This is a genomic window from Stackebrandtia albiflava, from assembly GCF_007994225.1.
GTDB lineage: Bacteria > Actinomycetota > Actinomycetes > Mycobacteriales > Micromonosporaceae > Stackebrandtia > Stackebrandtia albiflava.
The window spans coordinates 135260-156329 of sequence record NZ_VLLL01000011.1; the positions used below are offsets into that span (position 1 = coordinate 135260).

12 protein-coding genes and 3 rRNA genes are annotated in these 21070 nt (G+C 67.2%); 11 read left to right on the forward strand and 4 right to left on the reverse strand.

The features are described from left to right. The first annotated feature begins 31 nt into the window (after window positions 1-31). Window positions 32-1294, forward strand: a complete 1263-nt coding sequence (eccE, locus tag LX16_RS25215; protein ID WP_158645738.1) for a type VII secretion protein EccE — start codon at window positions 32-34, stop codon at window positions 1292-1294. 1253 nt (window positions 1295-2547) lie between these two features. After that, window positions 2548-3501 (forward strand): hypothetical protein, encoded by a 954-nt coding sequence (locus tag LX16_RS25220; protein ID WP_147144454.1) that lies wholly within the window; start codon window positions 2548-2550, stop codon window positions 3499-3501. Between the two features lie 163 nt (window positions 3502-3664). Here LX16_RS25220 and LX16_RS25225 read toward each other — a convergent pair whose 3' ends face one another. The 4 genes from LX16_RS25225 to LX16_RS25240 form a co-directional block, all read right to left on the reverse strand. Beyond that, window positions 3665-4423: a hypothetical protein gene (locus LX16_RS25225; RefSeq protein WP_147144456.1), complete on the reverse strand. Its 759-nt coding sequence runs from the start codon at window positions 4421-4423 to the stop codon at window positions 3665-3667. Window positions 4424-4816: 393 nt separating this feature from the next. Further along, the gene (locus LX16_RS25230) at window positions 4817-5785 is read right to left on the reverse strand and encodes a hypothetical protein (RefSeq protein ID WP_147144458.1); all 969 of its coding nucleotides are present in this window, start codon (window positions 5783-5785) and stop codon (window positions 4817-4819) included. A gap of 88 nt (window positions 5786-5873) precedes the next feature. Next, window positions 5874-6881, reverse strand: coding sequence for a hypothetical protein (locus tag LX16_RS25235; protein WP_147144460.1), 1008 nt, complete (start codon window positions 6879-6881; stop codon window positions 5874-5876). Window positions 6882-7144: 263 nt separating this feature from the next. Then, window positions 7145-7705: a hypothetical protein gene (locus LX16_RS25240; protein WP_147144462.1), complete on the reverse strand. Its 561-nt coding sequence runs from the start codon at window positions 7703-7705 to the stop codon at window positions 7145-7147. A 127-nt stretch (window positions 7706-7832) separates the two neighbouring features. Here LX16_RS25240 and LX16_RS25245 point away from each other — a divergent pair, with 127 nt between their 5' ends. From LX16_RS25245 to rrf, 9 genes are all read left to right on the forward strand, one after another. After that, on the forward strand, window positions 7833-9842 hold the full coding sequence (locus LX16_RS25245; RefSeq protein WP_244615977.1) for a TIGR03960 family B12-binding radical SAM protein: 2010 nt from the start codon (window positions 7833-7835) through the stop codon (window positions 9840-9842). Window positions 9843-9916: 74 nt separating this feature from the next. Then, complete coding sequence (locus LX16_RS25250; protein ID WP_425304443.1) at window positions 9917-10597, forward strand: TIGR03936 family radical SAM-associated protein; 681 nt, start codon at window positions 9917-9919, stop codon at window positions 10595-10597. Window positions 10598-10830: 233 nt separating this feature from the next. Then, on the forward strand, window positions 10831-12969 hold the full coding sequence (locus LX16_RS25255; RefSeq protein ID WP_147144466.1) for an Rne/Rng family ribonuclease: 2139 nt from the start codon (window positions 10831-10833) through the stop codon (window positions 12967-12969). Between the two features lie 187 nt (window positions 12970-13156). Next, window positions 13157-13471, forward strand: coding sequence for a 50S ribosomal protein L21 (gene rplU / locus LX16_RS25260; RefSeq protein WP_147144468.1), 315 nt, complete (start codon window positions 13157-13159; stop codon window positions 13469-13471). A gap of 15 nt (window positions 13472-13486) precedes the next feature. Further along, a complete protein-coding gene (gene rpmA / locus LX16_RS25265; RefSeq protein WP_147144470.1) occupies window positions 13487-13744 on the forward strand; it encodes a 50S ribosomal protein L27 in 258 nt (85 codons plus the stop codon). Window positions 13745-13822: 78 nt separating this feature from the next. Then, complete coding sequence (gene obgE / locus LX16_RS25270) at window positions 13823-15253, forward strand: GTPase ObgE (protein WP_147144472.1); 1431 nt, start codon at window positions 13823-13825, stop codon at window positions 15251-15253. A 572-nt stretch (window positions 15254-15825) separates the two neighbouring features. After that, a 16S ribosomal RNA gene (locus LX16_RS25275) occupies window positions 15826-17343 on the forward strand. A gap of 335 nt (window positions 17344-17678) precedes the next feature. Then, window positions 17679-20819: ribosomal RNA gene (locus tag LX16_RS25280) — 23S ribosomal RNA — on the forward strand. Between the two features lie 127 nt (window positions 20820-20946). After that, a 5S ribosomal RNA gene (gene rrf / locus LX16_RS25285) occupies window positions 20947-21063 on the forward strand. Together the 16S, 23S and 5S rRNA genes form the textbook arrangement of a ribosomal RNA operon. The last annotated feature ends 7 nt before the right edge of the window (window positions 21064-21070 follow it).

Sequence of the window (21070 nt, forward strand, 5' to 3'; positions counted from 1 at the left end):
CGCAATGCATCTCCCGAAAGGTCACACCCTGATGACGATGGTGCAGGCGCCTGCCGCACGCGGGACGGCGGTGGTGGCCGAGAAACGGCAACGCATCGAACAAGCCGCCTCGATCACCGCGCGAAACAACGGCCGGTTGGGGCCGTTCGGCCTCATCCACCTGTTCGTGGTCGAAGTGGTCATCGGAATGGCCGCCGGAATCTACACCGTGACCATGGACGCCCCCACCGACCAGGCGGTGATCTGGTACGCCGGTGGCGGCGTCGCCGCCCTTCTGTTGCTGGTCCCGGTGTTCGCCCGCAGCGGCGGCGTGTGGCTCTACCAGGCGATCCCCATGCGGCGCAAACTGAAGGCGAGGCAACGGCAACTCGGCCTGTCGCAGGAGCCGCTGCACGGCCTCGCACCCGACCTCGGCATCGTCGGGATCGTCGAGCGCGACACCGACATCGGCATCGGCCACGACGACGGCGGATGGTTCGCCGGGCTCGCCATGGGCGGCATCGACGGTGTCACCGAGGCGGTCCCGCTCGACCGGCTCGCCCGGCTGTTCACCGAGTCCGGTGTCCCCGTGTCGGCGATCCAGGTGGTCGGCCACACCGTCCCGATCGGCCTGGCCGGGCACGACGGCAGCCCCGCCGCGGCCTCCTACCAGGAGTTGCTGGGCGGACTGCCCGCGGTCGTGCACCACACGAGTTGGCTCGCGGTGCGCATGAACACCGAGGACGCCATGGACGCCGCCACCGACCGCGGCGGCGACGTGGAGGGCGTACACAAGGCGTTGGCCGTGACGGTCAGCCGCGTCGGGAAACTCCTGCGCAACGCCGGCGTCCAGAACCGGGTCCTCGACGCCGACGGACTCCGCGACACGCTGCGGGAGTCCCTGGGGCTCACCGCCGACGTCGCCGGCGGGCAGCAACGCACGGCGGAGGAGTGGGACCGCTGGCACGGCGACGGCCTGCAGCACGTCGTGTACCGGGTCGCCAAATGGCCCGGTGACGAGTCCGCGCTTCCGCACCTCATCGACGTGCTGGCCGCGGTGCCCGCGGTGTTCACGACCGTCTCGGTCACACTGCGGCCCGGGACGGTCGACACCCGCGACGAGGACGGCCGCCCCACCGGCCGCCGTGTCGAGGTGGACTGCCTGGCCCGCATCGCGTTCGACGCCCACACCGCGGCGGCCGGGGTGCAGCGGGTACAGCAGGCCGCCGAGGCGCTCGGCGCGCGCCTGGAACGACTCGACGGGGAACAAGGGCCGGCCGTCTACGCGTCCGCCCCCACCGGAGGAGGCACCTGATGAGCGAGCAAGACTCCTACCGATCCGACGAGGAACGGTCCGGCGAACGGCGGTCACGGGGGCGGCACTACGCGCCCGACGACGACGCCCGGCCCGACGGCGACGACCGGGCCGAGCAGCAGGCTCCCCCGCCGCCACCCGGCCCCTTCCCGCCGCGTGGTCCCCGGCCGCCGCAGGCGTACCGCAGCAGTGCCTCGGTGCCGCCGCCTCCGGGGAACCGTGGCGCGGCCTCCGTTCCGCCACCACCGTCCTCGTCGTCGCAGGGCTACCCGTCCCGGCCGCAGGGCCCCCCGCAGACCTACCGCAGCAGTGCGTCCGTTCCGCCGCCTTCGGGGAACCGTGGCGCCGCCTCGGTACCGCCCCCGCAGACCTACCGCAGCAGTGCGTCCGTTCCGCCGCCTCCGGGAAACCGTGGCGCCGCCTCCGTACCGCCCCCGACGTCGCCGCCGCCCCCACAGCGACCCACGTCCCCGCCGCAGCGGCAGGCACCACCACCGCAGTCACCGGCGTCCCCGCCGCAGCGGCCGGCGTCACCGCCCCCGCAGCGGCCCCAGACGCCACCGCCGTCCGGGGCGCGACCGCAACAGCCGCCACCGCGGAACCCCGACGCGGCGCGTCCTGCCGCCCCGGCCGAACCGCCGACCAGGCAACCGTCCGCCAACGTGCCCGGTGCGCAGACCCGCAAGCTCGGTGGTGGCGGACGCGCGGAGACGCCCCCGCCACCGGCGGCCGGTCCCTCCTCGCCGCCGAGCCGCCCGGCCACCCCGGTGAACCGCCCCACGCAGCCACCGGCGGCCGAACGGGGCACGCCCCCGCAGCGGCCCCCGCAACCCGCGGCCTCCGGTGCAGACCGCGCCCCGGCGGGCGCGACACCGCCACCGTCCCGACCGCCGGCGACCCCGCCTTCCCGGCCGGACACGCCACCCGCCGGACCACCGACCCGATCCGTTCCACTGTGGCCGTCGACACCGGCCGGTGGCGCCGCGTCGTCCGGTCCGGGTCCGGCCGCCCCGGTCTCCCCGCCCCCCGGGCGGGCACCGGGCACCCCGCCGCCGACCTCGGCACCGCCGGTGTCGGGTGTCCCGGCAGGCGGGCCGGCGAGGCCACCGCAGCGTCCCGTGTCCGGTCCCCCCGCCGCGCCGCCCCGGCGGGCGCCCGTCGAGGGGCCGACCACCCGCATCCCCACCACACCGACATCCGGGCCGCCGGCGGCCTCACCGGTCTCCGGTGGACCGGCCCGGCCGGTGTCGGGTATGCCGAGCGGTTCCGCACGACCCGTGTCGGGCATCCCGGTCTCCGGGCCGGCCTCCGGCCCGGGCGGACCGTTCTCACCCGCGCCGTTCTCCGGCGGACCGGTTTCCGGTTCTCCCACATCGGGAAGCCCGTTCGCCTCGGTGTCGGGCTCGCCGTTCTCGGGTGGACCACTCGGGCGCCCGCTGTCGGCGTCACCCACCTCCGGCACGGTGTACGGACTGCCCACCACGGAGGACGCGCCGACCGTGGTCCCCACCATGGGCAGACCGGTCGATCCGGTCCGTTCCGCCGGGTTCCACGCCAACGCGCGCGCCCTGGAACTGATGGCGACGCCCGCGCCGCCGTCCGGCCTGGTCCTGGGACGTGACGCCGAGCAGAAACCGGTCGTGGCACCGATCTTCCGTCCCGACCCGGTGAAGGCCGTCGTCGTCGGCGGGGCCTTCGCGGCGCGGCTGGTGGTGTTCCGCGCACTGGCCGTCGGCGCGCGGGTGGCGGTGTGCACGACCCGGCCCCAGCTCTGGGAGGGCCTGGGCCGGGGAGCCACCGGCAGGGACGACCGACTGGCGGTCCTGCACGGCGACCGGCCCGTCACCGTCGACGCCAACCCGCACTCACCGGCGTTGTACGTGTACGACGTCGGCGAGCACGGCACGTCCACCACGCCGATCCTGGGACCGTGGCGTACCCAGCTCACGATCCTGCCCAAGCTGACGCTCTACGGCTCCCAGGCCGTCGAGGAGTCGCACGTGACGATCCTCCAGCGGCTCGGCGCCGAAGAGGTGGCCGCGGCCTCGGCGACGCTGCGGGTCAGCGGCGAGACCATCGGCCTGTTCCAGATGCTCTACGACGACATGTTCGCGATGATGCGCATCGGCGCGAAGGAACGCTACGTGTGGGCGAACGCGACCTCGATCGAACGCCGCATGTTCGGGGAACCCGTACGGGACATGTGAACCACCACGAAGGGGCGGGTCCGCGAGACGATCGCGGACCCGCCCCTTCGTCGTGTGTACCGACGAGAACGGCGGCCGGGCCTCCCGCTCGGGAGACCCGGCCGCCGCCGGGTTCGTCTACTGCGTCGGAAGCCCCTCGGGAGCATCCGACGCCGGTGTGGCCTCAGCCCCGCCAGTTGTCCAGGTAACCGCGCGCCACCGCGGCGGCCCGGTCGGCGATCTCGGTCTCGCTCATCTCCGAGTACACGACGATCCGCGCGTACAGGTAGGCGTTGCCGTCGTACAGGTGGAGGCTGTAGTCGGCGGTCCCGGTGTCCTCGCTCCACGGGCGCGACACCACGAAGGCCGCCTCACCGATGCCGTCCAGGGTCGCGAACGTGTCCGGGTCGGCCTCCTCGGCCTTGCCCGCCACGTGCTCGAACTCGTTGCGGGCACCGGCGTCCCGCGTGAACACCACCGTGGAGACCTCCACGTCGGCGCCGGTTCCGGGTTCGGTACCGATGCGGACCGCGCACACCTGCTCGGTCTTGGAACCGATCGTGTCGGACTCCTCGGCGAGCGGCTGCACGTCACCTGACAGGTCGGACATCACCGACGTGTCCAACGGCGCGCACGGCTGCTCCAACGCCTCGTACGCCAGACCGGAGTCGTCGGCGGTCTCCTCACCGCTGCTCAACCACCAGACGCCCGTACCGACCAGCCCCACCACCAGCACCACACCCACGATCACGAGGGTCTTCACCAGGGGTGACGTCTTCTTCGCCCGTCGCCGGGCACGGAACCGGACCCGGTCCTCGGCGGAGACACGGTCGGCGTCGAAGTCGGCCGGGCCGTTGCCCCGGACCTCCGGCGGTACGTAACCCAACCGGCTGATCGCCTTCGTGTTCTCCTCGTACGCCCAGTCACCGTGCTGATCACCCATCGGCGCCGGAGACGTCGGCACGGGCTCACTGGGGTGTTCCGGTTCGTAGTGTGGCCGCCGGTGATCCGGTACCGGCGACTGGCGAGGCGGGTGACCACCCCGGTCCGGTGCCTGAGACGGATAACCGGACGGCCGCTGCGGGCCCGGCCGGCGACCGTACGGGTCGCCGCGGTGGGGGTCCTCACCGTAGGGTCGCGGGTTGTTCACGTCGCCACCTCGCTGCGTTGGCTCACGGGTTCCTTCGAAGGTTTCCACACATTAATAAGCCGGGACCGGTGCCACCACACGGCGTCCGGCCGCCATGCGCCCGAACGGATCCGGTGGCGCCGCCGCGGTGGCCGGATCCGGGGACACGGCCACCGCAGCGTATCGGGCGTCGCTTCGCCGTTCCGGTCAGGCCGCCTTCGACATCGTCAGCAGCTGGTTCACCAGATCGGTGGACGCCTCGATAGCGCCGTCCTGGCTGCCGCCGGAGGTGCCGAAGGCGTAGAAGCTCACCAACACCACCAGGTTGTCGGCGCGGACCAGCATCGTGACGCTGAAGTCGCCCGTGTCGAGGCTCGAACCGTCACCGACCGACCCCTCGTCCCACGACCCCGTGTGGTCGCGGACGTTCGACGTGGACGCCGGGTCCAGCCAGATGCTCTTGGAACTGCTGTAGTCGTCCTGCGCCGCGGTCGCGTCGTCGAAGAAGTCCGCCGTGACGTACAGCGAACCGTACTCACCACTGGCGTCGCAACTGAGCGAGTCGGTGTAGGCGGTCTCGGTCATCCCGCCCAGGGTCGAGTCCTGAGCAGTCAGCTTCGCCATGTCCACCCTGCCGCACAGTCCCTCCTGGAACGCGTACGTGCCGCTGGAACCGCCCCCCTCGCCTTCGTCACCGCCGCCGAGCGACGCGATCACGACGATGCCCGCGACGACCAGCAGGATCACCACGACTCCGACGATGCCGCCGACGATCCAGCCGGTGTTGCCGCCCCGCTGCGGGGTCGGGATCGGCGGGCCGTAAGCCTGTTTCGGGGGGCCGTAACCGGGCTGCGCGCCCGGATACCCCTGCGGGGGCATCGGGCCGCCGCTGACCGGCGGTCCCGGAGGCCCCATCGGACCGTGCATCGGCACGGCCGTCACCGGTGCCGGGGCGTACTGGTACGGCGGAGGGGTCGAAGGACTGCCGCCCGGGGTCTCCAGCGAGTACTGGACACCCTCGTACGGCGACGGCTCGTCCGCCTCCGACGGAGGCTTGGCGTCGCCCGACCCCACGGGCGAGGTCGGGTCGGTGAAACCGAACGGCGAGTTGATGTCACCGCCTGGCCAGCCGCCCTCGCCCGGCTGGCTGGACGGCGGCTGATATGGACCGGTCATCGGGGAGCTCCTTGATCCTTGCCGGTGTGAAGATTGACAGGTGCGTCGCGGACCGCCGGCACGGGCGCCGACGATCCACGACAAGCCGTCAGGCCGCGGTCAGCGTCAGGATCTCCTCCATCAGCGCCAGGTTCATGGCCGGGATGTCGGACTCGCCGTACGGCATGTCGGTCCCGGCGACACCCACCTGCAACGCCAGGTTCCCGGTCGTCGCGAAACTGTAGACGCTCGTGTCGGAGATGCCGTTCCCCCCGATCATCACGACGCCGTTGTCCCAGTCGCCCTCCAGCGTCGTCTCCTCGGGGTTCTCCAGGAACGACCACTCGATCATCGACTCGTAGGAGGCCAGGGCCTCCGCCTCGTCGGCACCGACGTCGGCCGTCACCGTGACCACCGCGTACCCGTAGTCCTCGGTCGCGTAGGTGTACATGCAGCTCATGGACTCGCCGCTGTCGCTGCTCATGTCGGTGACGGGCTGGCTCTCCTCCATGCCGGCCTGCAACTGCGACATGTCGATGGTCTCGCAGAACCCGTCCACGTACTTGTAGGTGCCGCCGGTGGCCTCCTCGGTGCCCTCGCTCTCACCGGTGTCGGTGCCGTCGCCGGTCTCGCCGGCCGTGGTGCCGGAGTCGTCGCCGCCGCCGATCACCCCGGTCATGAACAGGGCGCCCACGGTGACCAGCAGGATCACCACGACGCCGACGATGCCGCCGACGATCCAGCCGGTGTTGCCGCCGCCCTGCTTGGGAGTCGGCATCTGCGGCAAACCGCCACCGGGGTAACCCGGCGGCGGGTAACCACCCGGCCCGCCCGAGGACGGCGAGTGGTAGGGATCGGAGGGCTGCGAGGGCGGGAATCCACCACCGGGATAACCCGGTTGGTAACCGGCCGGAGCGCCCGAGGACGGCTGACCGTACGGGTCGTACTGCGGCGGCGAGGCCGGGGGCATCCCGCCACCGGGCGGCGCGTACGGGTCCGGTTGCTGCGGGAACCCGCCGCCGGGTTGCCCGCCGTAGGGGTCGCTGGGCGGCATCTGGTTCGGGTCGCCGGGCCATCCCGGCGCGCCGGGTGGCCCAGACGGGGGCGGATAGGTCATCTGCGTTCTTCCTTCACGGGGGCCTGAACCGGTCGTTCCGCCGGTTGGTCACGGTTGTCGCCTCGACGATCGGCCGGACGGCGGCGGAAACCACCGTCCCACGAGCGGCCGACGTCCGGCCATCTGGAATTGTCTCCTAGCCCGATTCTGCGACGTGCGCGCCACCTGCGGAAGCGGTGCACGCCTCCGCGCCGGGACGACGGCCGGTCCACGACCTCACACATCGATCATGCAGCACCCCTGTGACGCCCGACATCACCCGATCATTCCGATCCCATAACGTCCAGCGTGCCCTGCGCGATCGCCGGCAGCAGGTCCCGCGCCTCGGCGGCACCCAGGCCGTCACCGGTGATGACCAGCGACACCGAGGCCACCCCGTTCGAGTCGCGCACGTGCGCCCGGTACTCCCGCACCTCCGGCGACTCCACCACGACCACGAACCCGGCCTCGTCCGCGGCCGTCTCCAACCCGGACACCGTCAACCCCTCCGACTCCTCGAAGTCGACGGCACCGGCGTACGCCTCCCGGGCGTCACCGATGTCGGCCTCCACCCGCACGTCCACCAGCAACGTCACCGCCAGGTAGCGGGTCGCCTCCTCGTGGCCCAGCAGCTTGACCTCGCAGCCGAACCTCGGCGGATCCGCCTCCGGGCTGCTGCGATCCTCCCGGCCCTCCTCGACGGGGGTGAGCTGCACCAGCGGCCGCACGTCCACCAGACCGCAGAAGTCGCCCACCGCGGCGGCGTCGATGTCACCGGGCTCCGCCGAGTCCGACTGCGCCGTCCACACGATCACCGCACCGACCGCCACCAACAACACCGCCACCGCGCCCAGCAGCCCACCGGCGTGCAGGAACTGGCGGCCGTGGGAGGGGCCGCGGTGCCTACCTCGGAAACCACTCGCCGGCCGTCCCCGATCGGGCGGCGACGAGGAGCCGATACCCTCGATGGTTATGAGCGTGACCTCCGTTTATCCGCAGCTCGAAATGCTGCTGCCCCAAGTGGGCAAGCCTATCCAGTACGTCGGCGGCGAGTTGGGCGCCGTGGTCAAGGACTGGGACGGGGCCACGGTCCGCTGGGCGCTCATGTACCCCGACGCCTACGAGGTGGGGGTGCCCAACCAGGGCGTCCAGATTCTCTACGAGGTCATCAACGAACGGGACGACGCCCTCGCCGAACGCACCTACGCGGTCTGGCCGGACCTCGAAGCGCTCATGCGTGAGCACTCCGTCCCGCAGTTCACCGTCGACGCGCACCGCCCCGTCGGCGCCTTCGACGTGTTCGGGGTCTCCTTCGCCACCGAGATGGGCTACACCAACCTGCTCACCGCCCTCGACCTGGCCGGGATCCCGCTCAGCGCCGCCGATCGCGACGAGAGCCACCCGATCGTGGTCGCGGGCGGACACGCCGCCTTCAACCCCGAACCGATCGCCGAGTTCATCGACTGCGCCGTCCTGGGCGACGGCGAGGAGGCCGTCGGCGAGATCACCGACATCGTCCGCGACTGGAAGAACGAGGGACGGCCCGGCGGCCGCCGCGAACTGCTGCTGCGACTGGCCCGCACCGAGAGCATCTACGTCCCGCGCTTCTACGACGTCGACTACCTCCCCGACGGCCGCATCCAACGGGTCGTGCCCAACCAGTCCGGTGTCCCGTTCCGGGTCCACAAACGCACCACCATGGACCTCGACGCCTGGCCGTACCCGAAGAAGCCGCTCGTACCGCTCGCCGAGAGCGTCCACGAACGCTACGCCGTGGAGATCTTCCGCGGCTGCACGCGGGGCTGCCGGTTCTGCCAGGCCGGGATGATCACCCGCCCGGTCCGGGAACGCAGCATCGACACCATCGGCCGGATGGTCCAGGAGGGCATCGAGAAGTCCGGCTTCGACGAGGTCGGGCTGCTGTCACTGTCCAGCGCCGACCACTCCGAGATCGCCGACATCTGCTCCGGCCTGGCCGACCGCTACGACGGCGACAACGTGTCACTGTCACTGCCGTCCACCCGCGTCGACGCCTTCAACGTCGACCTCGCCAACGAACTGTCCCGCAACGGCCGCCGCAGCGGCCTCACCTTCGCGCCCGAAGGCGGCAGCGAACGCATCCGCCGGGTCATCAACAAGATGGTCAGCGAAGAGGACCTGATTCGCACCGTCGTCACCGCGTACGGCAACGGGTGGCGACAGGTGAAGCTCTACTTCATGTGCGGCCTGCCCACCGAGACCGACGAGGACGTCGTCGGCATCGCGCGCATGGCCCACGAGGTCATCAAGGCCGGAAGGCAGGCGGCCGGGAACCGGGACATCCGCTGCACCGTCTCCATCGGCGGCTTCGTCCCCAAACCCCACACCCCGTTCCAGTGGTGCGGCCAGACCGACCCCGAGACCGTCGACCGCAGGTTGAAACTCCTCAAGGAGGCCATCAACTCCGACCGTTCACTGGGCAGGGCCATCGGATTCCGGTACCACGACGGGCGCCCCTCACTCATCGAGGGACTGCTGTCCCGGGGCGACCGCCGCGTCGCCGCCGTCATCCGGCGGGTGTGGCAGGAGGGCGGGCGGTTCGACGGCTGGTCCGAGCACTTCTCCTACGAACGCTGGGAGGCCGCGGCCGAGACCGAACTCACCGCGCAGGGCGTCTCACTCGACTGGTACACCACCCGGGAACGCGACGAACGCGAAGTGCTGCCCTGGGACCACCTCGACTCCGGCCTCGACAAGGACTGGCTCTGGGCCGACTGGCAGGACGCGCTGTCCGAGGTCGAACAGGACGACTGCCGCTGGACCCCCTGCTTCGACTGCGGCGTCTGCCCCGCCATGGACACCGAGATCCAGATCGGCCCCACCGGCAGGAAGCTGCTACCCCTGGCCGTGGCCGGACCGGCGGGGGAGCGCGCGCCACACTCGCATCAGGGACACGGCCGCACCGACGCGGCCACCGCCACCGCGATCGGAGACCACCGGTGAGCCCGCGACCACAACCCGAGGCCCAGGCGCCCGTGGTGCAGCGCATCCGGATCCGATACACCAAACGCGGACCGCTGCGATTCACGTCTCACCGCGACTTCGCCCGCGCCCTGGAACGTGCACTGCGCCGCGCCGACGTCCCCATCGCCTACTCGTCCGGCTTCCACCCACACCCCAGGGTGTCGTACCTGTCCGCCGCGCCCACCGGCGTCGCCAGCGAGGCCGAATACGCCGAACTGGCACTGCGGGACACCGCGGACCCCGTCGGCATCGGCGCCGCACTCGACCGGGCACTACCCCCCGGCCTGGACATCGGCGAGGCGGTCACCGCCCACACCGGCGGTTTCGCCGACCGGCTGGAGGCGTCGTCCTGGCGGGTCGAGCTCGGCGGCGTCACACCCGACCGCCTCGCGGCCGCCGTCGAGACCTTCCTGGCCCACGACGAGGTGCTCGTCACCCGCCTCACCAAGAAGGGCAACCGGCGGTTCGACGCGCGTGCCGCCGTGGTCAGTGCCGCGTCCACGCCGGTTGCCGGGGTTGACGAGCCCGCGTATGCCATACTCGATCTTGTCGTACGGCAGGTGACACCTGCGGTGCGGCCCGATGACGTCTTGTCCGGGTTGTCGCTGGTAGCGGACTTGGAGCTGCCGGTGCCACCCCGAGTCACCCGGCTAGCGCAAGGGCCACTTGCGGCATCCGGTGACATCACCGATCCGTTGGAAGCCGACCGTCGCGCTCCGGCAGATCGACACTGAGGGTGGCGGCCCGGCGCAACACGGCCGGACCGACCACCGGTACGGGTGACGAAGGCACGATTCGGCATCAACGCCGCCACCGGCGGGCCTGGGCATAGGGGTGTTCTTGACCAGGCAGTTGAAGACTTCGGCGGTGCCAACGCCGGCATCGCCACTGACAGCCACACCCGTGTGGCAGCGCGCGCCGAGGCGTCGCGCGCCCGGGTGAGGCGGGAAACGGAGTGGATTTCCACATGCACGATGAAGAGCCGAATACCAAGCGGGTGCAACCCGCCCCGATCCTGTTCGTCGCCCCTCAGACGGCCGTGGCCCCGCCGGCGGGGCACGACGACGACACCGCAGGCGACAAACCCAAGACCCGGAAACGCACCCGGAGCACCGCCAAGAACACCGAGGAACCCGCTCCGGAGACCCGCGACACCGAGGCCGACACCGACGACACCGAACCCACCGCCACCCGTCGCCGCACCCGGCGACGCGGCGGCAGCGCCGTCACGCCCGAGCCCACCGCCGCCGACACCGGCGAGGACACCTCAGACGGTGACGACGACGATGACGACGCGGGCCGGGGCCGCCGGGGCCGCCGAGGCCGCCGAGGCCGGGGCCGCGGCAAGGGCGGCGCCTCCGACACCGCCGACAACGACGGCGACACCGAGGACGACGACACCGGCACCGGCACCACCGAGGCCGAAGGCGACACCGACGGCGTCACCCGCCGCCGCCGCAGGCACCGCAAACGCGCCGGCGCCGCCGACACCTCCGACACCGGATCCGACGGCGGCCAGACCGAGGTCGTGGTCAAGGTCCGCCGCGGCCGGGACACCAGCGGCGACGACGTCCAGGGACTGTCCGGATCCACCCGGCTTGAGGCCAAGCGGCAACGCCGCCGGGAGGGACGGGGCCAACGCCGCACCCGCCCCCAGGTCCTCACCGAATCCGAGTTCCTCGCCCGCCGCGAGTCGGTGGTCCGCACCATGGTCATCCGGGGCAAGGGCAACCGCACCCAGATCGCCGTACTCGAAGACGACCTGCTCGTCGAGCACTTCGTCACCCGAAGCGGCGGCCAGGGCATGGTCGGCAACGTCTACCTCGGCAAGGTCCAGAACATCCTGCCGTCGATGGAGGCCGCCTTCATCGACATCGGCCGGGGCCGCAACGCCGTCCTCTATGCCGGCGAGGTCAACTGGGACCGCACCGGCCTGTCCGGCCGCACCCGCACCATCGAACAGGCGATGAGCGCCGGCGACTCCGTCCTCGTCCAGGTCACCAAGGACCCGGTCGGACACAAGGGCGCCCGCCTCACCAGCCACATCGCCCTCTCCGGGCGGCACCTGGTGTACGTCCCGCACGGCAACGCCTCCGGGATCTCCCGCAAGCTGCCCGACAGCGAACGCAAGCGCCTGCGGAGCACCCTGAAGAAACTGGTGCCCGAGGGCGCCGGAGTGATCGTGCGCACCGCCGCCGAAGGCGCCGGCACCCAGGACCTCGAACGCGACATCAACCGGCTCCAGGCCGAATGGGAGAAGATCGAGACCGGCGCCACCAAGGGCGGGGCACCCACCCTGCTCCACGCCGAACCCGACCTCATCGTCCGAGTCGTCCGCGACGTCTTCAACGAGGACTTCAACGAACTCGTCGTCGACAACTCCGACGTCTACGACGAGATCCACGCCTACCTGGAGAGCGTCTCCCCCGATCTGCTCGCCAGGCTCAAACGACACACCGGGACCGCCGACGTCTTCACCGAACACCGCATCGACGAGCAACTCATGAAGGCACTCGACCGCAAGGTCTTCCTCCCCTCCGGCGGAAGCCTGGTCATCGACCGCACCGAGGCGATGACCGTCATCGACGTCAACACCGGCAAGTTCACCGGCGCGGGCGGCAACCTGGAGGAGACCGTCACCCGCAACAACCTGGAGGCGGCCGAGGAGATCGTCCGCCAACTGAGGTTGCGCGACATCGGCGGCATCATCGTCATCGACTTCATCGACATGGTGCTGGAGAGCAACCGGGAACTGGTCCTGCGGCGGCTCACCGAATGCCTCGGCCGCGACCGGACGAAACACCAGGTCACCGAGATCACCTCGCTCGGCCTGGTCCAGATGACCCGTAAACGTGTCGGCCAGGGACTGCTGGAGGCGTTCAGCGAGACCTGCGAGCACTGCAAGGGCCGCGGCGTCATCGTCAACCTCGACCCCACGGCCGAACACCGCAACGCCAAGGCCGAGAAGAACGGCAAACCGGACACCAAGTCCGGGAAGAAGAAGGAGAGCAAGGGCAAGGCGAAGACGGACGGGGACGCGGGCAAGTCCGCCGCCGAACCCACCCGCAAGATCGCCGAGGCCGGCGCCACGTCGTCGGCCGCCTGAACCGTCCCGGAAGGGGCGGCCCGCCGCTCGGGCCGCACCCTTCCGGGGCCGGACGTTACCGCGAACACTCCGACCCGGGTTGGAACCTCGCGCGGTGATGACGTAGTTTGGACGACGGCCTGTTTTCGGGCCATGAAGCATCTGCTCGCCGACACGGCGAGATCGAACCGAGGAGACAAGCGTCGAGATGTACGCGATCGTCAAGTCCGGCGGCAAGCAATACAAGGTCGCCGAAGGGGATGTCCTCGAGGTGGAGAAGCTCGCGGGCGAGCCGGGCGACGCGGTCACGCTGCCTGCAGTTCTCCTCGTCGACGACGGCAACGTCACCACCGGCGCCGAGGCGCTGGCCGGCGTCACCGTCAACGGTGAACTCGTGGACCACGTCAAGGGTCCCAAGATCCGCATCCACAAGTTCAAGAACAAGACCGGCTACCACAAGCGGCAGGGCCACCGTCAGCCTCTGACCCGCGTCAAGGTCACCGGCATCAGCAGCGGCAAGTAAGAAGGGTAACGACCAATGGCACACAAAAAGGGTGCGTCCAGCTCACGCAACGGTCGCGACTCCAACGCGCAGCGGCTCGGTGTCAAGCGGTTCGGCGGCCAGCTCGTCAACGCCGGTGAGATCATCGTCCGCCAGCGCGGGACCAAGTTCCACCCGGGCGACCAGGTCGGCCGCGGCAAGGACGACACGCTCTTCGCCCTCGCGGACGGCGCCGTCAAGTTCGGCACCAGGCGCGGTCGCAAGACCGTCAACATCGTTTCGGTGGAGGCCTGACCCGAGTCGGGTCCACCGTCCCACGGCAGGTCCGGGAGTTCACTCCCGGACCTGCCGTTTTCGTGTTAAGGAGTAAGGGTGAGTTCGTTCGTCGATCGCGTGGTGTTGCACGTCCAGGCCGGTAACGGGGGCCACGGCTGCACCTCGATTCACCGGGAGAAGTTCAAGCCCTTCGGTGGGCCCGACGGCGGCAACGGCGGGCACGGCGGCGACGTCGTCCTCGAAGTCGACCCCAACGTCCACACCCTGCTGGACTTCCACTTCCGCCCCCACGCCAAGGCCGGCAACGGCAAGGGCGGCCAGGGCTCACACAAGAACGGCGCCAACGGCGAGACCCTCGTGTTGAAGGTCCCCAACGGCACCGTCGTCCAGGGTCGCGACGGCACCCGCATCGCCGACCTCGTGGGCGTCGGGACCAGCATCGTGCTGGCCCGCGGCGGCCGCGGTGGACGCGGCAACGCCGCGCTCGCCAACGCGAGCCGGAAGGCGCCGGGCTTCTCCGAACTCGGAGAGGAGGGCGACAAGGTCGAGGCCGTCCTGGAGCTGAAGAGTGTCGCCGACGTCGGCCTGGTGGGTTTCCCGTCCGCGGGCAAGTCCTCGCTCATCGCCGCGTTGTCGGCGGCCCGGCCCAAGATCGCGGACTACCCGTTCACGACACTGGTACCGAACCTGGGCGTGGTCGCCGCCGGCGACACCACGTACACCGTCGCCGACGTGCCCGGCCTGATCCCGGGTGCGGCGACGGGCAAGGGCCTGGGGTTGGAGTTCCTGCGGCACATCGAGCGCTGCGCCGTCCTGGCGCACGTGGTCGACTGCGCCACCCTGGAACCCGGCAGGGACCCGCTCTCCGACATCGAGGCGATCGAGCACGAACTCGCCGAGTACGGCGGCCTGCAGGACCGGCCCCGCGTGGTGGTCCTCAACAAGGTCGACGTGCCCGACGCCAGTGACCTGGCCGATCTGGTGACCGAGGACCTGAAGGCGAGGGGTTGGCCCGTCTTCGCGATCAGCGCGGCCACGCACGCCGGTCTCAGGCAGTTGTCGTTCGCGCTCGCCGAACAGGTGACCGAGCACCGGGCGTCGCAGCCGGCTCCCGAGGCGACGCGGATCGTGCTGCGCCCCGACGCCGTGGACGACTCCGGATTCGCGGTCGAACAGGACGACGACGGGGTGTTCGTGGTGACGGGCCGCAAACCCGAGCGGTGGGTCCGGCAGACCAATTTCAGCAATGACGAGGCGATCGGGTATCTGGCGGATCGGCTGGCGCGTCTGGGAGTGGAAACCGCATTGGCGAAAGCCGGCGCGACGCCGGGTGCGCCGGTGCGAATCGGCGCTCAGGAGTTCGAATGGCAACCCACCGATCCGAACGTCGCGGCAATGGTGAGTCCCCGGGGTACCGACGCGCGCCTGGAAACGTCGGATCGCGTGAGTGCGGCCGAGCGGTTGGCGGCCCGGAAGGCCCGCCGGGAGTCCGGATCGCTCGCCAACCCGGTCACGGATACCGATTGACCTGCGGAAACGGGGGGTGATGGCGAACACCCACCCCCCCGGTTGACGACCCGAAACAGGACCGCGTATCTTTATTTCTGCCCGCGGGGAACCGGACAGGGCGAGAGGGAAAAGCCTCAGAGGGTGAGTCTGCCGCCAAGGCGGAAACACCGAATAGCTGAGGGGGTACTTCTCGCGCCTGGCAGGCCCGAGGGAATCCCGGAGACAAAAGCAAGCTCTGGCGAGTCGCGCGAAGCGGACAAGGGTTAGGACCCCCGCTGAAACGGCCGAAACAGAGCCTGGTAAGTTAAAGGGGCCGCCTCACCGAGGCGCTCGGATCGGAGAACGGTTCGAGAAACGGTGTGGGTGTGTTTTTTGAGAACTCAACAGGGTGTTTTGTGATGGTCAGTGTGTGGGCCTCGCTTCTGCTTTAGGGTGGGGGCAGCCGGTGCTGTGTTGGTGCCGGTGTTGAGGTTTGAATCTTTGTTTGATTCCTTGACTATTTCATTAGTCAGGTTTCTTCTCTTGCTCTGCCCTCTTGGGGGTGGGGTTGCTGCTGCTGTCTTTGGATGGTGGTGGTGTTCAACAGGTTTTTGTTGGAGAGTTTGATCCTGGCTCAGGACGAACGCTGGCGGCGTGCTTCACACATGCAAGTCGAACGGAAAGGCCCTTTCGGGGGTACTCGAGTGGCGAACGGGTGAGTAACACGTGAGTAATCTGCCTTTAGCTTTGGGATAAGCCTCGGAAACGGGGTCTAATACCGGATATGACTCTTCCCTGCATGGGGTTGGGTGGAAAGTTTTTCGGCTAGAGATGAGCTCGCGGTCTATCAGCTTGTTGGTGGGGTAATGGCTCACCAAGGCTTTGACGGGTAGCCGGCCTGAGAGGGCGACCGGCCACACTGGGACTGAGACACGGCCCAGACTCCTACGGGAGGCAGCAGTGGGGAATATTGCGCAATGGGCGAAAGCCTGACGCAGCGACGCCGCGTGAGGGATGACGGCCTTCGGGTTGTAAACCTCTTTCAGTACCGACGAAGCGCAAGTGACGGTAGGTACAGAAGAAGCGCCGGCTAACTACGTGCCAGCAGCCGCGGTAAGACGTAGGGCGCGAGCGTTGTCCGGATTTATTGGGCGTAAAGAGCTCGTAGGCGGCTTGTCACGTCTGTCGTGAAAGATCCAGGCTTAACCTGGGTTCTGCGGTGGATACGGGCAGGCTTGAGGCAAGTAGGGGAGAACGGAATTCCACGTGTAGCGGTGAAATGCGCAGATATGTGGAGGAACACCGGTGGCGAAGGCGGTTCTCTGGGCTTGTTCTGACGCTGAGGAGCGAAAGCGTGGGGAGCGAACAGGATTAGATACCCTGGTAGTCCACGCTGTAAACGGTGGGCGCTAGGTGTGGGGCGGCATTTGTTCGTTCCGTGCCGTAGCTAACGCATTAAGCGCCCCGCCTGGGGAGTACGGCCGCAAGGCTAAAACTCAAAGGAATTGACGGGGGCCCGCACAAGCGGCGGAGCATGCGGATTAATTCGATGCAACGCGAAGAACCTTACCTGGGTTTGACATCACCCGGAAACCCCCAGAGATGGGGGCCTCTTCGGACTGGGTGACAGGTGGTGCATGGCTGTCGTCAGCTCGTGTCGTGAGATGTTGGGTTAAGTCCCGCAACGAGCGCAACCCTTATCCTATGTTGCCAGCGCGTTATGGCGGGGACTCATGGGAGACTGCCGGGGTCAACTCGGAGGAAGGTGGGGATGAGGTCAAGTCATCATGCCCCTTATGTCCAGGGCTTCACGCATGCTACAATGGCCGGTACAGAGGGCTGCGATACCGTGAGGTGGAGCGAATCTCATAAAGCCGGTCTCAGTTCGGATCGGGGTCTGCAACTCGACCCCGTGAAGTCGGAGTCGCTAGTAATCGCAGATCAGCAACGCTGCGGTGAATACGTTCCCGGGCCTTGTACACACCGCCCGTCACGTCATGAAAGTCGGCAACACCCGAAGCCCGTGGCCCAACCACTTGTGGGGGGAGCGGTCGAAGGTGGGGCTGGCGATTGGGACGAAGTCGTAACAAGGTAGCCGTACCGGAAGGTGCGGCTGGATCACCTCCTTTCTAAGGAGCATCACGTGCCCGCTTAGTGGCGCGATATTTGATGCAACATGCTGACGTTTATCATGGGACACCCTGTTGGGTCCTGAAGAAACACGCCCGTGGTGGGGAACCGGTTGGTTCCCTGCTGGGTCTGGTTCTTCTGGACTGGCCGGCCACGCTTGTGTGGGATAGCCGCCGATTCACCGGTTTCGTGCCGGGGGTGGGTGTGGGCTCTCACCGTCTGGGTGTGGTTGGTGTGTTGTTTGAGTTTTGTATAGTGGGTGCGAGCATCTAGCCGAGACGCTCTCTTTTTGAGGGGGTGTCCGGTTTTTGCAATGTGTCGTCTTAGTGGCAACTGTTAAGTTGTGTAGGGCGCATGGTGGATGCCTTGGCATCAGGAACCGATGAAGGACGTGTGAGGCTGCGATATGCCTGGGGGAGTTGTCAACAAAGCTGTGATCCCAGGATTTCCGAATGGGGAAACCCAGCACCAGTCATGTGGTGTTACCCGCGCTTGAATGTATAGGGCGTGTGGAGGGAACGCGGGGAAGTGAAACATCTCAGTACCCGTAGGAAGAGAAAACAACCGTGATTTCGTGAGTAGTGGCGAGCGAAAGCGAAAGAGGCTAAACCGTGGGCGTGTGATACCCGGCAGGGGTTGCGTCTTCGGGGTTGTGGGAGTGTTCTTCGTTCATCTGCCGGTGGACGGGACAGTGATAAAGCATTGTGTTAGGTGAACGTGTTGGAAAGCGCGACCGTAGACGGTGATAGTCCGGTAGCTGAAAACATGGTGCCTGTCTTGAACGCCACCCGAGTAGCAGCGGACCCCTGAAATCTGCTGTGAATCTGCCAGGACCACCTGGTAAGCCTAAATATTCCCTGATGACCGATAGCGGACTAGTACCGTGAGGGAAAGGTGAAAAGTACCCCGGGAGGGGAGTGAAATAGTACCTGAAACCATGCGCTTGCAATCCGTCAGAGCCTCACGCCCGGGTCCGCCCGGGGTGGGTGATGGCGTGCCTTTTGAAGAATGAGCCTGCGAGTTAGTGGTGCGTGGCGAGGTTAACCCGTGTGGGGTAGCCGTAGCGAAAGCGAGTCTGAATAGGGCGTTTATAGTCGCGTGCTCTAGACCCGAAGCGGAGTGATCTACCCATGTCCAGGGTGAAGCGGAGGTAAGACTTCGTGGAGGCCCGAACCCACCAGCGTTGAAAAGCTGGGGGATGAGGTGTGGGTAGGGGTGAAAGGCCAATCAAACTCCGTGATAGCTGGTTCTCCCCGAAATGCATATAGGTGCAGCGTCGCGTGTTTCTTACCGGAGGTAGAGCACTGATTGGTCTAGGGGGCCGACAAGCTTACCGAAATCAGTCAAACTCCGAATGCCGGTAAGTGAGAGCGCGGCAGTGAGACTGCGGGGGATAAGCTTCGTAGTCGAGAGGGAAACAGCCCAGATCACCAGCTAAGGCCCCTAAGCGTGTACTCAGTGGAAAAGGATGTGGGATCGCGTAGACAACCAGGAGGTTGGCTTAGAAGCAGCCACCCTTGAAAGAGTGCGTAATAGCTCACTGGTCAAGTGGTACCGCGCCGACAATGTAGCGGGGCTTAAGTACACCGCCGAAGCTGTGGCACTCACACGTTAACCCGGCTTCCCACCACGGTGGGTTGTCTAGGTGTGTGGGTGGGTAGGGGAGCGTCCTGCCGGCAGGGAAGCCGCCGTGTGAACGAGTGGTGGAGCCGACGGGAGTGAGAATGCAGGCATGAGTAGCGAAAGCAGGGTGAGAAACCCTGCCGCCGGATGACTAAGGGTTCCAGGGGCAGGCTAATCCGCCCTGGGTAAGTCGGGACCTAAGGCGAGGCCGAAAGGCGTAGTCGATGGACAACGGGTTGATATTCCCGTACCCGCGAAGATGCGACCATGACGAACCTTCGTCGTGCTAACCACCCAATCCCGGGTGACCGACCCTTCGGGGGAGGCGCTTCGGGTGCGGCTGGGACCCCGCGTGGTAGTAGTCAAGCGATGGGGTGACGCAGGAGGGTAGCTGATCCCGGTGACTGGTAGTGCCGGGCCAAGCATGTAGCCCGTGCCGTAGGTAAATCCGCGGTGCGTTCAAGGGTGAGATGTGACGGGTAGCCTGATTGAAGGTGAAGTCAGTGATCCCATGCTGCCGAGAAAAGCCTCTAGCGAGTATCGAGCGGCCCGTACCCTAAACCGACACAGGTGGTCAGGTAGAGAATACTAAGGCGATCGGGTGAACTGTGGTTAAGGAACTCGGCAAATTACCCCCGTAACTTCGGGAGAAGGGGGACCACTCTTGGTGACCCGCCATGCGCGGTGAGCTGAGGGGGGTCGCAGTGACCAGGGGGAAGCGACTGTTTACTAAAAACACAGGTCCATGCGAAGAAGTAATTCGATGTATATGGACTGACGCCTGCCCGGTGCTGGAACGTTAAGGGGACCGGTTAACCCTCACGGGTGAAGCTGAGAACTTAAGCGCCAGTAAACGGCGGTGGTAACTATAACCATCCTAAGGTAGCGAAATTCCTTGTCGGGTAAGTTCCGACCTGCACGAATGGCGTAACGACTTCCCCACTGTCTCAACCACAGGCCCGGCGAAATTGCATTACGAGTAAAGATGCTCGTTACGCGCGGCAGGACGGAAAGACCCCGGGACCTTTACTATAGCTTGGTATTGGTGCTTGGAACAGTTTGTGTAGAATAGGTGGGAGCCTGTGAAGCCCGCACGCTAGTGCGAGTGGAGGCATCTTTGAAATACCACTCTGATTGTTCTGGGTTCCTAACTTCGGACCGTGATCCGGTTCAGGGACAGTGCCTGGTGGGTAGTTTAACTGGGGCGGTTGCCTCCCAAAAAGTAACGGAGGCGCCCAAAGGTTTCCTCAGCCTGGTTGGCAATCAGGTGTCGAGTGCAAGTGCACAAGGAAGCTTAACTGTGAGACTGACGGGTCAAGCAGATGCGAAAGCAGGGACTAGTGATCCGGCACATGCTTGTGGAAGCGGTGTCGCTCAACGGATAAAAGGTACCCCGGGGATAACAGGCTGATCTTCCCCAAGAGTCCATATCGACGGGATGGTTTGGCACCTCGATGTCGGCTCGTCGCATCCTGGGGCTGGAGCAGGTCCCAAGGGTTGGGCTGTTCGCCCATTAAAGCGGCACGCGAGCTGGGTTTAGAACGTCGTGAGACAGTTCGGTCCCTATCCGCCGCGCGCGTAGGAAACTTGAGAAGGGCTGTCCCTAGTACGAGAGGACCGGGACGGACGAACCTCTGGTGTGCCAGTTGTCCCGCCAGGGGCACGGCTGGTTAGCTACGTTCGGAAGAGATAACCGCTGAAAGCATCTAAGCGGGAAACTCGCTTCAAGATAAGGTCTCCGACACCTTCGGGTGTGAAGGCCCCCAGCTAGACGACTGGGTTGATAGGCCAGAAATGTAAGCACAGCAATGTGTTCAGTTGACTGGTACTAACAGGCCGACCACTTAACACACCACACGCGACACGACGCACCCACTATACGAACCTGAAACCACACACCACCCCCACACACGCGTGGGGGACGGCCACCACCCCCTTTGGGGTGGACAGGCACACGGTGACACGTGGCACACGAACGTGCCGGCGGCCACAGCAGAAGGGAAACACCCGGTCCCATCCCGAACCCGGAAGTTAAGCCTTCCCGCGCCGATGGTACTGCCCCCGACAGGGAGTGGGAGAGTAGGACACCGCCGGACAAAAACA

Coding starts and splice junctions, on each gene's coding strand:
- rpmA (WP_147144470.1), top strand. CDS start 13,487: ATGGCACACAAAAAGGGTGCGTCCAGCTCACGCAACGGTCGCGACTCC.
- LX16_RS25225 (WP_147144456.1), bottom strand. CDS start 4,423: ATGGGTGATCAGCACGGTGACTGGGCGTACGAGGAGAACACGAAGGCG.
- LX16_RS25245 (WP_244615977.1), top strand. CDS start 7,833: ATGAGCGTGACCTCCGTTTATCCGCAGCTCGAAATGCTGCTGCCCCAA.
- LX16_RS25235 (WP_147144460.1), bottom strand. CDS start 6,881: ATGACCTATCCGCCCCCGTCTGGGCCACCCGGCGCGCCGGGATGGCCC.
- rplU (WP_147144468.1), top strand. CDS start 13,157: ATGTACGCGATCGTCAAGTCCGGCGGCAAGCAATACAAGGTCGCCGAA.
- eccE (WP_158645738.1), top strand. CDS start 32: ATGACGATGGTGCAGGCGCCTGCCGCACGCGGGACGGCGGTGGTGGCC.
- LX16_RS25220 (WP_147144454.1), top strand. CDS start 2,548: ATGCCGAGCGGTTCCGCACGACCCGTGTCGGGCATCCCGGTCTCCGGG.
- LX16_RS25230 (WP_147144458.1), bottom strand. CDS start 5,785: ATGACCGGTCCATATCAGCCGCCGTCCAGCCAGCCGGGCGAGGGCGGC.
- LX16_RS25255 (WP_147144466.1), top strand. CDS start 10,831: ATGCACGATGAAGAGCCGAATACCAAGCGGGTGCAACCCGCCCCGATC.